The sequence below is a fragment of the Myxococcus xanthus genome (assembly GCF_013116825.1).
Taxonomy (GTDB): Bacteria; Myxococcota; Myxococcia; order Myxococcales; family Myxococcaceae; genus Myxococcus; species Myxococcus xanthus_B.
In genome coordinates this window covers 26186-40893 of the sequence record NZ_JABFNS010000087.1, presented here as the reverse complement: position 1 = coordinate 40893, position 14708 = coordinate 26186, and the positions used below count along the sequence as shown (strand labels likewise).

Here is a 14708-nt window from a genome sequence, read left to right as displayed (position 1 = left end):
CCCACGTCCGCCCTCCAATGCCGCCCATGCCCACGTGACTGCCACCGCCGCCACCCGAGTTGTGGCAGACGCCGCCGCCACCGGCGTTGGCGGCGTTGCCCCGGCCCGTCGTCAGGCCTGTCGGCCCATCAGGAGGGAGCGCCTCGCCCCCAAAACGGCCAGGCACCAGGCCTTCGCCCTTCGACGTCCCGATGAGATACTGATTATCGGGCCCCCACGCATCATCCAGGCCGTCGCAGCCGTCTCCTCCACCATTCCAGGCGAACCCTCCGCGGAACCCACGGCCATCGGCATGAATGGCCCCCGCATTGCTCACCGCCCCCTGCGCCAGGAAGGCCACCACGCCGCCCCTCGTCCCATTCCAGGGCAGCGGAACGAGGCTGCCCGCGGCGCTCACCGTCACGTTGGTGTACTCGGGCACCCGAATCACCTGCGTGCTGGTGGCCGCGAAGGCGCCGGTGAGAGGCTGCATGAAATAGAGCCGCGCGTTGCCAACATCGACGCTGTCAATCCGCGCCAGCTCCCAGCGCCCCACCGAGCCCCCCGTCAGAACGATGGGCGCTTGATTCCCAGATGGAGCATCGTCAAGGCCCGTGGCCTGGAAGACCATCACCAGGTCCTGCGCCGTGAAGCCGGCCGTCGTGTCCACCGTCACGAAGCTCTGCCCCGCGGAGACGTCCGCCGTCACGCCCGCGTAGTCGTTGACGATGGTGTCGGCGGCACCGACGGTCAGCGCGCCGCTGCTCCCGTTCCCCAGGCCGAAGGTGTCCGCGGCGGCCTTCGCCACAGGACCCAGCAGCGCCGCGCACATCAGCACCAGGGGTGCGATGGCCAAGCCGAGGCGTCCTCGGGAAACCCGCTCAAGCAGGGGAACGTAAAAGGTCTTTCGATTCATAAACTCGGGGTCGCTGGGGGGTGTGGGCCCAGCGGCAAATGCCGCCTATAGCAATCCGAGAGCCAGCCTCTGTCCAATCTACGACCCTGGAGATTCCGAGGATTTCAGCGTCCGACTCATGGGGTATCCCACGCCCCATCCGAACCACGGATCCAGATTCCGGAAACTGGACCGGCTCGGGCACTTCGGAGGGCAACCCATCAGGTCGGCTGACGCGTCAAACCAGGACGCTGGCGCGTCAACCAGGACGCAGGGCGTGTGGCCCACGCCAACAAAAAAGGGCCCCCCTTTCGGAGAGCCCTTTGGCAACGCGGTGGGCGCTCGGCCCGGCGCGTCAGAAGATTTCCTCGAGCCATTCGCGCATGCGGCCCTTCACCTTCTTGTACACGTTCTCCTCGCGGATGCGGAACATGCGCCGGTCCAGGTGGCGGGCGCCGTAGACGACCAGGCCCACGCCGGTGGCGTACATGGGGCTCTTCACCACATCCACCAGACCGCCAATGCCGCGCGGCATGCCGCGGCGGACGGGCAGGCCCAGCACTTCCTCGGCCAGCTCCGGCATGCCGGCCAGCAGCGTGGAGCCACCCGTAATCACCACGCCCGAGGCCAGCAGGTCCTCGTAGCCGCACTTCTGGATTTCGCGGTGCACGAGCTGGAAGATCTCCTCCACGCGCGGCTCCAGTATTTCGCAGAGAATCTGCCGCCCGAGCACGCGGGGATGACGGCCCCCGACGCTGGGCACTTCAATGGTGTCGTCCTTGTTGATGAGCGACGACAGCGCACAGCCGTACTTCTGCTTGATGCGCTCGGCCTCGTGCGCGGGGGTGCGCAGGCCAATGGCGATGTCGCTGGTGAGGTTGTTGCCGCCCAGCGCAATCACGGCCGTGTGGACGATGGAGCCGCCGGAGAAGATGGCGATGTCCGTGGTGCCGCCGCCGATGTCGACGAGGCACACGCCCAGCTCCTTCTCGTCCTCGCCCAGCACCGCCTCCGCGCTGGCCAGCGGCTGGAGGACGATGTCGGAGACATTGAGCCCGGTGCGGTTGGCGCACTTGACGATGTTCTGCGCGCTGGACACCGCGCCGGTGACGATATGGACCTTGGCCTCCAGCCGGACGCCCGCCATGCCCAGGGGCTCCTTGATGCCGCCCTGGTCGTCGATGATGAACTCCTGCGGGAGGACATGAATGACCTCCCGGTCCAGCGGAATCGCCACGGCCTTGGCCGCGTCAATGACCCGGGCGATGTCCGCCTCGCGGACCTCCTTGTCCTTGACGGCGACGATGCCCTGGGAATTGAAGCCCTTGATGTGGCCTCCGGCGATGCCCGTGTAGACGTGGGAAATCTCCGCCCCCGCCATGAGCTCCGCTTCTTCCACCGCGCGGCGGATGGAGGAGACGGTCGCCTCGATGTTCACCACCACGCCCTTGCGCAGACCCTTCGACGGATGCGTACCGATACCGATGATGTCGATGCCGCTGTCGGTCAGCTCTCCGACGATGGCGCAGATCTTCGTCGTGCCGATGTCGAGGCCGACGATGATCTCCCCCGACTTCTGCTTCGCCATGACAACCCTCCCAGGCCCCCCACTCTCGTGAAAGGGGCGCGTCCTCTTACCGCATCGAAGCCCCGCTCCTCTCGGACGCGGGGCTCGAAATCTTCACCGCCACCCAGCCGGGCCGGGCACGGTTATCCAGGTGAATGATCTCCGCTGCAAGCCCCCTCGCACCCAGTTCGCGCCGGACACGGGCAAGACGCTGCAGCTTGACCTCTGAATCTCCTTCACCCAGGCGCACTTCCTGCCCGGACGCCGTCACCAGCGCCAGGCTCTGCGCCTCCAGGCGGACCTCCGACAACTGTTCGGCCTTCTCGGGTGACAGCCGCGCGTACGCGCTGGCCACCGTCAGCGCCGAACGGAGGCGCTCCCGCGCCGCCGCCGGGTCCGCCACATAACCTTCCCGGTCCAGGCCCGTCACCAGGGGCAGGTCCAGTCCGTCCCCGGGCGTCACCCGCTTGAAGGGCTCGCCCTCCTCGTCCAGGACGTACAACTCCCCCAGCACCGCCATCGCCACCGGCACGTGCTCCGTCACCTCCACCGACACGCGGTTGGGGAAGCGGCGCGTCACCTCCACCGTGCGCAGCCAGGGGTGCTGGTGCATGGCGCGCTCCAGCGCGTCCACGTCCAGCGTCCACAGGTTCTGCCCCTTCGTCAGCGCCGCCAGCCGCAGCAGCTCCACCCGGGAGGCGCGCTGGAGGCCGGAGAAGGACACCGCCTCCAGTTCGAAGCGCGGCGACGTCAGCGCCCACTCCCGCAGCGCCACCCCACCCCACACCAGCAGCCCGGTGCCCAGGGTCAGCCCCATCACCTTGAGCACGCCCGGCCCGTGCGAGCGCACCGCGCCCCGGACCGCCTCTTTCTGCTGGGCGGCGTCCTGACGGCGGCGGTTCTTGGATTTACCGAAGGCCATGGGGAGAAAAGGGTTGACGCATGCTGGGCCCGGTTCGGGAGCCACGCCAGTTTTTGGCTACAGGCACGTCGCTGTAGCGCAAGCCGCCACACAGGGGCTTCGGAAATTTTCGAAGGAGGCCGACGCCAAGTTGCGCCGGCCCCATACCAGACGCTCAGGCCTTGAGACACGCGCCCAGCAGCAGGCGCTCACACAGGGCGGGAAAGTCGATACCGCGCCCCGCGGCAATCTTGGGCAAGAGGCTCGAGGCCGTCATGCCCGGCAGCGTGTTGGTTTCCAGCAGGAACACATCGCCTCCGTCGGTGACGATGACGTCCGACCGCGAGCCCCCGCTACACCCCAGGGCCTGGTGCGCGGCCAGGCACACCTCGTTCACCCGCGCATACTGATCCGGAGGCAGGGGCGCGGGGAAGAGGTACTGCGTGCCGGTGCCCGCCTTGTACTTCGCGTCATAGTCGTAGAACTCGCGCGCGGCGCGGACCTCGATGACGCCCAGGGCCTCATCGTCCAGCACGCCACCCTGCACTTCGCGTCCCTTGACGAACTGCTCCACCAGCAGGGTGCCCGCGTACTTCGCAGCGTCCGTCACGGCGGCCTCGTAGGCGTCCCGCGTCTTGCAGATGTGGACGCCCACGCTGCTGCCTTCGCGGCTGGGCTTCACCACCACTGGAAACGGGAAGGGCAGGCTGTCCACCGCCGCCAGCGCCGACGCGGCGTCCCGGAAGGAGCGGTACGCGGGCGTGGGGATGCCGTGGGCCACGTAGACCTGCTTGGCGTACACCTTGTCCATGCCCAGCGCGGAGGCCAGCACGCCGCTGCCGGTATAAGGAATGAAGAGCGACTCCAGCAGCCCCTGGAGACAGCCGTCCTCGCCATAACGCCCGTGGACGGCCAGCCACGCCACGTCCACCTTCTCCGCCGCCAGACGCGCGGGCAAATCCCGGCCCACGTCAATCTCCACCACGTCGTAGCCCAGCCCGCGCAGCGCCCCGGAGACGGCCTCACCGGTGCGCAGGGACACGTCGCGCTCCGCGGACATCCCGCCCAACAGCACACCGACACGCTTCTGCTTGAGCTCGTCCTTCGTGAAGGCACCGCGGTTCGGAGTCACAGGAAGTCTCCCAGGCGCTTGACTTCGGGTTTCATGTCAACGCCGGACTGCTCGAGCACCCGCTGCCGCATGAGGGTGACGAGTCCCAGCACGTCGCGGGCGGTGGCACCGCCCAGGTTCACAATCCAGTTGGCGTGCAGGGTGGACACCTGCGCGCGCCCCAGCGAGTACCCTTTCAGGCCCGCCAGTTCAATAAGCCGTCCGGCATGGTCGCCCGGCGGGTTGGTGAAGACGCTGCCGAAGTTGGGCTGACTGAGCGGCTGTGTCCGTTTCCGGTAACCCAGGTCCGCGTCCATGACGGCCTTGGAGGCCACCACGTCCCCCTTGCGCAGCGCGAAACGCACCCGGGTGACGACGCCGCCCGGCGGCAATTCGGAGTGACGGTAGGAATACGGCACCTGCGCCTTCGTCAGCCACCCCACCCCGTCCGCCGTGGCCACCTCCACCGCCTCGATGACGCGGAAGGCCTCGCCGTTCTTGGTGCCGGCGTTCATCGACACCGCGCCGCCCAGCGTGCCGGGGATGCCGGCCAGGAACTCCGCGCCCACCAGCGCGTGGGCCCGCATGACGTTGATGAGGCGGACGATGGCCGCCCCCGCGCCCAGGGTGAGCCGCCCTTCCTCGGGGCCCACGTCGGCCACCTCCGGAAAGAGGTCTCCTGGCAGCTTCAGCGTCAGGCCGGGCACCCCGCCGTCCCCCACCAGCGTGTTGGCGCCGCCGCCCAGAACCGAAACGGGGACCCCCTCTTCGCGCGCCAGCTTCAGCAGCGCCACCAGGGCGTCTGGCGAGCGCGGGCGCACCAGGGCTTCCGCGGCGCCGCCGGCCCGGACGCTGGTGAGAGGCGCCAGCGGCTCGCCCGCCTTCACCTCGCAGCCGCCCAGCGACTCCACGCGCGCCGCCAGCGCCGTCTTCACGCCCGCGTCAACCATGGCGCTAGTCCTTCGACAAGGGGGTTGTGCGCAGCAGCTCGAGCAACTCCGGCCCCACGTGGGTGATGTCACCCGCGCCCAGCGTCAGCACCAGGTCCCCCTCGCGCAGACGCGGCAGCAGCGCCGCCGGCAGGTCGGTGCGCTTCTCCACGAACGTGACGTCGCGGTGGCCGTGGGCGCGGACGGCGTCCGCCAGCGCGTCGCCCGTGGCGCCCTCGATGCGCTCCTCGCCCGCCGCGTAGACGCTGGTGACGAAGAGCACGTCCGAATCATTGAAGGAGGTGGTGAACTCCTTCATCAGGTCATGCGTGCGCGTGTAGCGGTGCGGCTGGAAGGCCACCACCACCCGGCGTCCGAAGGCCCGCCGCGCGCCGGCCAGCGTGGCCAGCACTTCCGTGGGGTGGTGCCCGTAGTCGTCCACCACGGTGATGCCCTGGGCTTCTCCGCGCACGGTGAAGCGCCGCTGCACGCCGCCGAACTCGGCCAGTGACTCGCGGACCGTCTCCAGCGGGATGTCCATCTCCTCCGCCACGGCGATGACGGCCAGCGCGTTGAAGGCGTTGTGCGCGCCCACCATCCGCACGCGGAACTCGCCCAGCGACTCCTCCCGGCGGTAGGCGTGGAAGCGCGTGGTGAAGCCGTCCAGTTGGATGTTCTCCAGCCGGTAGTCCGCCATGTGCGAGCTGCCGTAGGTGACGAAGCGCTTCTCGATGCGCGGCAGCAGCGCCTGGACGTTGGGGTTGTCCAGGCACAGCACGTTGAGGCCGTAGAAAGGCACCCGGTTGCAGAACTCCACGAAGGCGGACTGGAGCGTGTCCAGGTCGCCGTAGTGGTCCATGTGCTCCGGGTCGATGTTGGTGACGATGGCGATGGACGGATGCAGGTGGAGGAAGCTGCCGTCGCTCTCGTCGGCCTCCACCACCATCAGCTCGCTCTTGCCCAGCTTGGCGTTGGAGTCGAGCACGTTCACCTTGCCGCCCACCACCGCCGTCGGGTCCAGCCCCGCCGCGCTCAGCACGGTGGCCACCATGGACGTCGTCGTCGTCTTCCCGTGGCTGCCGGCCACGGCGACCGCGTACTTCAGGCGCATCAACTCCGCGAGCATCTCCGCGCGGGGGATGACGGGAATCTTCCGCTGCCGGGCGGCGACCACCTCCGGGTTGTCCTTGCGAACCGCGGAGGAAATCACCACCACGTCCGCCTGAATCAGGTTCTGCGCGCGGTGGCCTTCGAAGAAGGTCGCGCCCATGCGCACCAGGCGCCGGGTGATGTCGCTCTCGCGCAAGTCGGAGCCGGACACCCGGTAGCCCAGGTTCAGCAGCACCTCGGCGATGCCGCTCATGCCGATACCACCGAGCCCCACGAAGTGGACCTGCGCCGCATGGCGCGTCTTGAAGAGGCTGGGGGGCTTGTTACGCGTCACGAATGGCTCCTGGGGGCCTTCTTCTCGGCTTCGATGGGGGTGCGCTCGCGGCCATTGGGGCCCCACGTCTGGACCATCAGGTCCACGCACACGTCCGCCAGTTCCTTGGCGGCCTCAGGACGGCCCAACAAGCCCGCCTTCTTCTCCATGCTCTTGAGGCGCTCGGGGTGGCTCTTCAGCTCACGCACCGTCTGCGCCAGCTTCTCTCCGGTGAGCTCCGACTCGCGGAACATCAGCGCCGCGCCCGCATCCACCAACGCCCGCGCGTTGACGGCCTGGTGGTCGTCCGTGGCGTGCGGGAAGGGAATCAGGATGCTGGCCTTCTTACAGACGGTCAGCTCCGCGAGGGTCGTCGCGCCGGCGCGACAGACGACGAGGTCCGCGCGGGCATAGGCGCTGGACATGTCGTCGATGAACTCCACCACCTCCGCCTGGAAGCCCTTGTCCGCGTAGCCCTTGCGCACCGACTCCAGGTCGTTCTTCCCCGTCTGGTGGACGAAGTGCAGGCTGTCCTTCAGGTCGCCCAGCGAGTCCAGCGCTTCCGTCATCCGCTGGTTGATGCCCCGCGCGCCCAGGCTGCCGCCGAAGACGAGCACGGAGAAGCGCTCGTGCGCGACGTGGCTGCGCAGGTAGTTGTCCATCAGCTTGCGGCGGATGGGGTTGCCGATGAGCTGGACCTTCTTCTCCGGGAAGAAGGCGCGCGCTTCCTCGAAGGCGATGAACACCACGCGCACGATGCGGCCCAGCACCTTGTTGGTGAAGCCGGGCAGCGCGTTCTGCTCCTGGATGGCGGTGGGGATGCCCATCAGCCACGCGGCCAGCACGACCGGTCCGCTGGCGTAGCCCCCCACGCCCACCACCACGTCCGGCTTCTGCCGGGCGAGGATGCGAAAGGACTCGATGAGGGCCAGCGGCAGCGCGAAGAGCGCCTTGAGCAGGGACAAGAAGCCCTTGCCCTTGAGGCCCTGCACCTTCACCAGCTCCAGCGGATAACCTTCCTTCGGCACCACGCGCGACTCGATGCCGCGCTCGGTGCCCACGAAGACGACCTCGTTGCGGTGATGCCGTGTCACCACCTCTTCCGCCAGGGCGATGCCCGGAAAGAGATGTCCGCCCGTGCCCCCACCCGCGATGAGCACCTTCATCATGCCGCCACCTCCCGCATGTCGGTTCCCACCCGGCTGGGCCTCGCGGCCCCCTGGGTGTTCGCGCTCAACGACAACAGCACTCCAGCCGCACCCATCAACACCACCAGCGACGAACCTCCGTACGACACGAAGGGCAGCGTCAGCCCCTTCGTCGGCAGCAACCCCATGGCCACGCACATGTTGACCGCGGCCTGGAACGCGATGATGGAGCTGATGCCCAGCCCCAGGTACGTTCCGAACGTCTCCCCCGCCGCCAGGCTGGCCCGGACGCCGCGCCACAGCACGACGCCGTACAGCACCACCAGCAGGCCCACGCCAATGAGGCCCGTCTCCTCGGCGATGATGGAGAAGATGAAGTCAGTGTGGGCTTCCGGCAGGAAGAAGAGCTTCTGCCGTCCGTCGCCCAGGCCCAGGCCCACCACGCCGCCCGAACCGATGGACATCAGCGACTCGGCCACCTGGTAGCCCACGTCATGCCGGTGCGCCCACGGGTCCATGAAGGCCAGGATGCGCTTCATGCGGTACGGACTGGAGGCAATGGCCACGTAGGCCAGGGGCAACGCCAGCAGCACCATGCCGACCAGGTAGCTCAGCTTCGCGCCGGCCGCGAACAGCAGCACGAAGAGCATGAACACCAGCAGCACGCTGCTGCCGAAGTCGGGCTGCATCATACAAAGCAACACCAGGATGCCGCACAGCGCGAGGTGCGGAACGAAGCCCACGGAGAACTTCGCCACCTTCTCCCGCTTCTTCGCCAGCGAGTAGGACAGGTAGACGACCCAGGCGAACTTCGCCACCTCCGCCGGCTGCAGGCCAAAGCCCGGCAGGCGAATCCACCGCCGCGCGCCACCCGCCGTGCTGCCGATGCCGGGGATGTTCACCAGCACCAACAGGACGATGGCCGCCAGCAGCAGCGGATAGGCCCAGCGCGCCAGCCGGCGCCAGCCAATCTTCATGGCCACGGCCATGGCGCCCAACCCCAGGCCCGCGGCGACGAGCTGTCGCTTGAGGAAGTAGAGGCTGTCGCCCAGCTTGTCCTGCGCCAGCACCGCGCTGGCCGAGTACACCATCACCAGCCCGAAGCTCACGAGCCCGAGCACCGCGCAAAGCAGCACCGGGTCGAAGCGCACGAGGGCGGAGGACGGAGGAGAAGGGTTCTTCATGCAGTCACAGCGCCTCCACCAGGCGCTTGAACGAATCGCCCCGGTCCTCGAAGTTCTTGAACTGATCGAAGGACGCGCACGCGGGCGACAGCAGCACCGTGTCACCCCGCTCCGCCAACTCCCGCGCCCGCGCCACCGCATGGGCCAGGGTGCCGCACGCGTGGACCTGCGCCGCGCCGGCATAGGCCCGGGCCAGCGTGTCCGCGTCGTCCCCGATGGTGAGCACGCCCTTCACCTTGCCCTGCCCCGCCTCCACCATGGGCGCGTACGGCGCGCCCTTGCCCTTGCCGCCGGCAATCAGCCACACGCCGCTGGAAAACGCGCGCAGCGCCACCAGCACCGAATCCACGTTGGTGGCCTTCGAGTCATTCACCCACTCGACGCCATCCAGCACGCGCACGCTCTCCAGCCGGTGCGGCAGGCCCGGATAGCCGTCCAGCCCCGCTTGCACCTCGCCGGAAGTGACGCCGCCCAGGCGCGCCAGCAGCGCCGCCGCCATCGCGTTCTGCGCGTTGTGGGCGCCACGCAGCGCGCGGTTCGTCAGCGTGTAGTGCTCGCCCAGGAAGGCCAGCCGGAAGCCGCCCGGCTCCGCCACCGCCAGGCCCGCCAGCGCCGGGGCCTCCGCCACCGGCTTGCCCGTGAGGCTGAAGCCGTACACCTGCGCCTTCGCGCCGCGCGCCAGCCCCATCACGTCCGCGTCGTCCGCGTTCACCACCGCGAAGTCACCGGCCTGCTGCTGCTGGAAGATGCGCGCTTTCGCCTCGCCATACGCCGCGTGGCTGGGATAGCGGTCGATGTGGTCCGGCGTCAGGTTGAGGATGGCCGCGCCGCGAGGGCGCAGCGCGCGGATGCCCTCCAACTGGTAGCTGGACAGCTCCACCACCAGCGCGTCCCAGTCGTCCGGGGACATGGCCGCCTCGCTGAAGGGCCGGCCCAGGTTTCCACCCACGAAGGTGCGCTTGCCGCCGCTGGCGAAGAGCGTGCCGGTGAGCGCCGTGGTGGTGCTCTTACCGTTGGTGCCGGTGATGCCGAACAGCGGCACGCCGGACAGCAGCCGGCCCGCCAGCTCGACCTCGCCCCACACCGCCACGCCCGCCGCGCGCGCGGCCTGGATTTCCGGCAGCGCCAGCGGCACGCCCGGGCTCACCACCACCAGGTCCTGCGACGCGAGCAGCCCCGGCGGCGTGGGCCCGGACACCAGCGTGGCGCCCAGCGCCTTCACCTCGTGGGCCACCGCGCCCAGCGCGTCCTCGCCCCGTGCGTCCAGCGCCGTGACGTCCGCGCCCTGCTGACGCAGCAGGCGCAGCGCGGCCACGCCGCTCTTCGCGAGCCCGAACACCAGCACCTTCTGACCGGACAGCGCCAACGTCATGGCCGTGCCACCTCCGGATTCAGCGGAGCTTCAGGGACAGGAGCGCCACGCCACCACAGAGGATGGAGACGATCCAGAAACGGACGATGATCTTCGGCTCGGCCATCCCTTTGAGCTCGAAGTGATGGTGCACCGGCGCCATCTTGAAGACGCGCTTGCCCGTCATCTTGAAGGACGTGACCTGAATCATCACGCTCAGGATTTCGGCGAAGAAGACGCCGTGGATGATGGCGGACACCACCTCGTTCTTGGACAGCATCGCCAGCCCGCCCAGGGCGCCGCCCAGGGCCAGCGAGCCGATGTCGCCCATGAAGACGGAGGCCGGGTAGGTGTTGAACCACAGGAAGGAGATGCCCGCGCCGACGATGGCCGCGCAGAACACCGCCAGCTCCGCGCCGCCCGGCACCTGGAGGACGCCCAGGTACTGGTACAGCGGCGTGGCCACCAGCTTCGACACGCCGCCCACCACCTCCGAGTCCGCGATGCTCAGCGTGGTGCCCGCCACGTAGCAGAGCACCGCGAAGGTGATGGCGGACACGATGGTGGGGACGATGGCCAGACCGTCCAGGCCGTCCGTGAGGTTCACCGCGTTGGACGTGCCCACGACGACAATCCACGCGAAGAAGACGTAGAACCAGCCCAGGTCCGGGTTGAACCAGCGCGTGGGGATGAACGGCAGCGTCAGCTTGGTGTTGACGAGCAGCGTGGGGCCGAAGGAGCCGTCCGGCAGCGTCCACGTCGTCAGCAGACCGAACACGGCGACGAGGAAGAAGAAGGTCTGCAGCACCATCTTCTTGCGCCCGGCCAGGCCCTTGGAGTTGCGCTTGGACAGCTTGAGCCAGTCATCCAGGAAGCCGATGAAGCCGTAGCCCAGCGTCAGCAGCAGCATCACCCAGACGGCGCGGCTCTTCAGGTCCGCGAACAGCAGCGTGCCCGCCGCGATGCACAGCAGGATGAGCGCGCCGCCCATGGTGGGCGTGCCCTTCTTCTTCTGGTGCGAGTCCGGCGTGTCCTCGCGCACGTTGCTCTGCCCGTGCTGCTTCAGCCGCAGCCGGGCGATGAGCCTGGGCCCGATGAGCATGCCCAGCAGGAGCGCGAAGACGCCCGCGGCGATGATGCGGAAGGTGGGGTAGCGCAGGAAGTTGAGAACGCGCCCCGCCTCGGAGTTCTGGATGACCTCGTAGAGGAGGTACAGCACTAGTGGTTTCCTCCGGGGGCGGCCGTGCCCGTCAGGGCGGCCACCACCCGCTCCAGCCGCATGCCGCGGCTGCCCTTCACCAGCACCACGTCACCTTCGCGAAGCCGCGGCGCCAACCACGCCATCAGCGGCTCCACGTCGGTGAAGTGGGCGGCGGATTCACCCATGGAAGCGGCCTCCCACCCCTTCAAGGAGCGGGGACCAAAAAATGCCGCCAGCGCCGCGTGCGAGGGAATCTGGCCACCCAGGCGCGCGTGCTCCTCGAGCTCGCCCGGCCCCAGCTCCAACATGTCCCCCAGCACCACCACGGCCCGGCCACCCGCGGGCACCAGCGTGCCCAGCGTCTCCAGCGCGGCGTCCATGGAGGCCGGGTTGGCGTTGTAGCAGTCGTCGATGACCGTCACGCCGTGCTGCCCGTCCACCACGTTGAGGCGCCGCGAGTACGGCCGCGCCGACTCCAGGCCGCGCACGCACTCCTCCGGCGTGTAGCCCAGCGCCAGCGCCACCGCGAAGGCCGCCGTCGCGTTCTGCGCGTTGTGGGGCCCCACGAAGTGCAGCCGCACCGGCCACTCGCGGCCCAGGTGCCGCACCGTGGCCACCATGCCCTCGCGGCCCAGCGTCTTCACGTCCGCCAGCCGCACGTCCGCGTGCTCCGCCCGGCCGAACGTCAGCCGCTGCGCTCCGCTGCGCTCCGCCTGCGCGGGGATGAGCGCGTCGTCCACGTTCACCACGATGGTGGTGCCGTGCCCCATCTCCTGGAACAGCTCGCCCTCCGCCGCCGCCACGCCCTCGATGCTGCCCAGCCCCTCCAGGTGCTCGGGCTGGACCACCGTGATGACGCCCGCGTCCGGCTGGACGACGCGCGCCAGCCGCTCGATTTCCCCCGGCTGGTTCATCCCCACTTCGATGACCGCCGCGACGTGGCGCGGCTCCAGCCGGAAGAGCGTCAGCGGGACGCCAATCTCGTTGTTGAGGTTGCCCTCGGTCTTCAGCGCCGGCCCGCGCGTGGCCAGGATGGCGCCCACCATCTCCTTGGTGGTCGTCTTCCCGTTGGAGCCACCCACCGCGCACACCGGAATCCGGAAGCGCTGACGGTGGTGCCGTCCCAGCGCGCCCAGGGCGCGCAGGGTGTCATCCACTTCATAGAGCACCAGCCCCTCGGGCAGCGCGGGCAACGGACGCCCGCGTGCCACCACCGCGCCAGCCGCCCCGCCCTTCGCCGCGGCGTCCACGAAAGCGTGGGCGTCGAAGCGCTCACCCACCAGGGCCACGAAGAGGCACCCGGGGGTGAGTGCCCGCGTGTCGGTACAGACGGTAACGTAGGCGGCCTGGGCCGGGCCGCCACGCCGGGTCGCCCCGGTCGCCTGCACCACCTCTTCGTCGCTGAAGGAAGCTGCCATGGAGTGAGAGATGGGCGGGCGGGTCGACGGGGCTTGGGAGGCTCGGGCTCAGCCTGCGGTGCGGTTGGCCAGCGCCTTCGCGGCCACCTGCCGGTCGTCGAACACGAGCTTCTCCTCGCCGACCTGCTGGTACGTCTCGTGGCCCTTGCCCGCGATGAGGACGACGTCGTCCGCGGACGCCAGGCTGATGGCCTGCTCGATGGCCGCGCGGCGGTCCGCGTCGACCAGGTAGCCCTTCTCACCGCTCTTCGCCTTGCCGGCGGAGATGCGGCGCAGGCCGCTCTTCTCGATGCCCGCGGTCACCTGGGAGATGATCTCCTCCGGGTCCTCGGTGCGGGGGTTGTCGCTGGTGATGACGGCCAGGTCGGCGCCCTCACCCGCCACCGCGCCCATCAGCGGACGCTTGCCCTTGTCGCGGTCCCCGCCGCAGCCGAACACCGCGATGACGCGGCCCTTGGCCAGCGAGCGCGCCGCCTCGATGGAGCGCTTGAGCGCGTCATCCGTGTGCGCGTAGTCCACCAGCACCGCGGGGGCGCCAGACGGACCGTAGTTCTCCACGCGCTCCATGCGGCCGGCCACCGGCATCATCCGCTCGATGCCTTCCTGCACGTCGCGCCGCGCGAAGCCCGCGCCCAGGCCAATGCCCACCGCCAGGAGGATGTTCTCCAGGTTGTGGGGCCCCAGGAGCTTGCTCTTGAGCGGGATGTCACCGGCGGGCGTCTTCAGCACGCCCTTGATGCCCTGGAGCGAGAAGCTCACGTCGGCCGCGGAAATCTCCCCGGAGCCCTGGCGGCTGAACTTCCACGCCATGCGCTTCTGGCCGCGCTGCTCGTTGTAGATGCGGCTGGCGTAGGTGTCGTCGCCGTTCACCACCGCCACGCCCGTGGCGGACAGGTTCTCCGCGAAGAGCTTCCGCTTGGCCTGGAAGTAGTCCTCCATGTCCTTGTGGTAGTCGAGGTGGTCGCGGCTCAGGTTGGAGAAGCCCGCGGCCTTGAAGGTCAGCCCGTGCACGCGCTCCTGCGCGAGCGCATGGCTGGACACCTCCATGATGACCGTCTCCACGCCCGCCTCCACCATCTCCCGGAGGATGCGGTGCAGCTCCAGCGGATCCGGCGTGGTGTTGGCGCACTCCACCGTGCGGCCAGCGAACTTGTAGCCCAGCGTCCCGATGACACCGGTGGACGCGTACGCCGCGGTGCTCATCGCCTCCAGCAGGTAGCTGGTGGTCGTCTTCCCGTTCGTACCGGTGATGCCCAGCAACGTCAGCTGGTCCGCCGGGCGGCCGTAGAAGTTGGCCGCGATGAGCGCCAGCGCCTTGCGAGCGCTGCTCACCTTAAAGAAGGGCACCTGAGAGGACGGCACCGGCTTCTCCGACACCACCGCCACGGCGCCACGGGACACGGCCTCACCGATGAACTGGGCCCCATCCTCCTTCGTGCCAGGAATGGCGACGAACAGGTCTCCCGGCTTCACGCGCCGCGAGTCCTGCGTCACACCGGTGACGTCAACCGCGGAACGGCCGCCCGAGGTCTGCTCGGCACCACATCCTGCGAGGACATCCGTCAGCTTCATCTCTTCCCCTTCACACGCATTGCAAGAGC

The 14708-nt window shown here is 69.0% G+C and carries 11 protein-coding genes and 1 pseudogene; all 12 read right to left on the bottom strand.

Annotation, left to right across the window (positions count from 1 at the left end):
• Positions 1-835 (bottom strand): annotated as a pseudogene (locus HNV26_RS23710) (adventurous gliding motility protein AgmC); the annotation flags it as partial.
• 394 nt (positions 836-1229) lie between these two features.
• On the bottom strand, positions 1230-2462 hold the full coding sequence (gene ftsA, locus HNV26_RS23705; RefSeq protein ID WP_011555553.1) for a cell division protein FtsA: 1233 nt from the start codon (positions 2460-2462) through the stop codon (positions 1230-1232).
• 46 nt (positions 2463-2508) lie between these two features.
• A complete protein-coding gene (locus HNV26_RS23700) occupies positions 2509-3363 on the bottom strand; it encodes a cell division protein FtsQ/DivIB (RefSeq protein ID WP_171441428.1) in 855 nt (284 codons plus the stop codon).
• A 154-nt stretch (positions 3364-3517) separates the two neighbouring features.
• Positions 3518-4474, bottom strand: coding sequence for a D-alanine--D-alanine ligase (locus HNV26_RS23695; RefSeq protein ID WP_141618010.1), 957 nt, complete (start codon positions 4472-4474; stop codon positions 3518-3520).
• The gene (murB, locus tag HNV26_RS23690; protein WP_171441427.1) at positions 4471-5403 is read right to left on the bottom strand and encodes a UDP-N-acetylmuramate dehydrogenase; all 933 of its coding nucleotides are present in this window, start codon (positions 5401-5403) and stop codon (positions 4471-4473) included. Before murB ends, HNV26_RS23695 begins: the two co-directional genes overlap by 4 nt.
• A 4-nt stretch (positions 5404-5407) precedes the next feature.
• The gene (gene murC, locus HNV26_RS23685) at positions 5408-6826 is read right to left on the bottom strand and encodes a UDP-N-acetylmuramate--L-alanine ligase (RefSeq protein ID WP_171441426.1); all 1419 of its coding nucleotides are present in this window, start codon (positions 6824-6826) and stop codon (positions 5408-5410) included.
• Complete coding sequence (murG, locus tag HNV26_RS23680) at positions 6823-7974, bottom strand: undecaprenyldiphospho-muramoylpentapeptide beta-N-acetylglucosaminyltransferase (protein ID WP_171441425.1); 1152 nt, start codon at positions 7972-7974, stop codon at positions 6823-6825. The genes murC and murG overlap by 4 nt, the downstream gene beginning before the upstream one ends.
• The gene (ftsW, locus tag HNV26_RS23675) at positions 7971-9137 is read right to left on the bottom strand and encodes a putative lipid II flippase FtsW (RefSeq protein WP_171441424.1); all 1167 of its coding nucleotides are present in this window, start codon (positions 9135-9137) and stop codon (positions 7971-7973) included. The genes murG and ftsW overlap by 4 nt, the downstream gene beginning before the upstream one ends.
• Positions 9138-9141: 4 nt before the next feature.
• Positions 9142-10509, bottom strand: coding sequence for a UDP-N-acetylmuramoyl-L-alanine--D-glutamate ligase (gene murD, locus HNV26_RS23670; protein WP_171441423.1), 1368 nt, complete (start codon positions 10507-10509; stop codon positions 9142-9144).
• Between the two features lie 19 nt (positions 10510-10528).
• On the bottom strand, positions 10529-11707 hold the full coding sequence (gene mraY, locus HNV26_RS23665) for a phospho-N-acetylmuramoyl-pentapeptide-transferase (protein WP_171441422.1): 1179 nt from the start codon (positions 11705-11707) through the stop codon (positions 10529-10531).
• On the bottom strand, positions 11707-13107 hold the full coding sequence (locus tag HNV26_RS23660; protein WP_171441421.1) for a UDP-N-acetylmuramoyl-tripeptide--D-alanyl-D-alanine ligase: 1401 nt from the start codon (positions 13105-13107) through the stop codon (positions 11707-11709). Before HNV26_RS23660 ends, mraY begins: the two co-directional genes overlap by 1 nt.
• Before the next feature lie 48 nt (positions 13108-13155).
• Entirely contained in the window at positions 13156-14679 is a 1524-nt protein-coding gene (locus HNV26_RS23655) for a UDP-N-acetylmuramoyl-L-alanyl-D-glutamate--2,6-diaminopimelate ligase (protein WP_140865686.1), read from the bottom strand.
• Between the last annotated feature and the right edge of the window lie 29 nt (positions 14680-14708).

Coding starts and splice junctions, on each gene's coding strand:
- HNV26_RS23655 (WP_140865686.1), bottom strand. CDS start 14,679: ATGAAGCTGACGGATGTCCTCGCAGGATGTGGTGCCGAGCAGACCTCG.
- murD (WP_171441423.1), bottom strand. CDS start 10,509: ATGACGTTGGCGCTGTCCGGTCAGAAGGTGCTGGTGTTCGGGCTCGCG.
- murG (WP_171441425.1), bottom strand. CDS start 7,974: ATGATGAAGGTGCTCATCGCGGGTGGGGGCACGGGCGGACATCTCTTT.
- ftsW (WP_171441424.1), bottom strand. CDS start 9,137: ATGAAGAACCCTTCTCCTCCGTCCTCCGCCCTCGTGCGCTTCGACCCG.
- HNV26_RS23660 (WP_171441421.1), bottom strand. CDS start 13,107: ATGGCAGCTTCCTTCAGCGACGAAGAGGTGGTGCAGGCGACCGGGGCG.
- murB (WP_171441427.1), bottom strand. CDS start 5,403: ATGGTTGACGCGGGCGTGAAGACGGCGCTGGCGGCGCGCGTGGAGTCG.
- HNV26_RS23700 (WP_171441428.1), bottom strand. CDS start 3,363: ATGGCCTTCGGTAAATCCAAGAACCGCCGCCGTCAGGACGCCGCCCAG.
- ftsA (WP_011555553.1), bottom strand. CDS start 2,462: ATGGCGAAGCAGAAGTCGGGGGAGATCATCGTCGGCCTCGACATCGGC.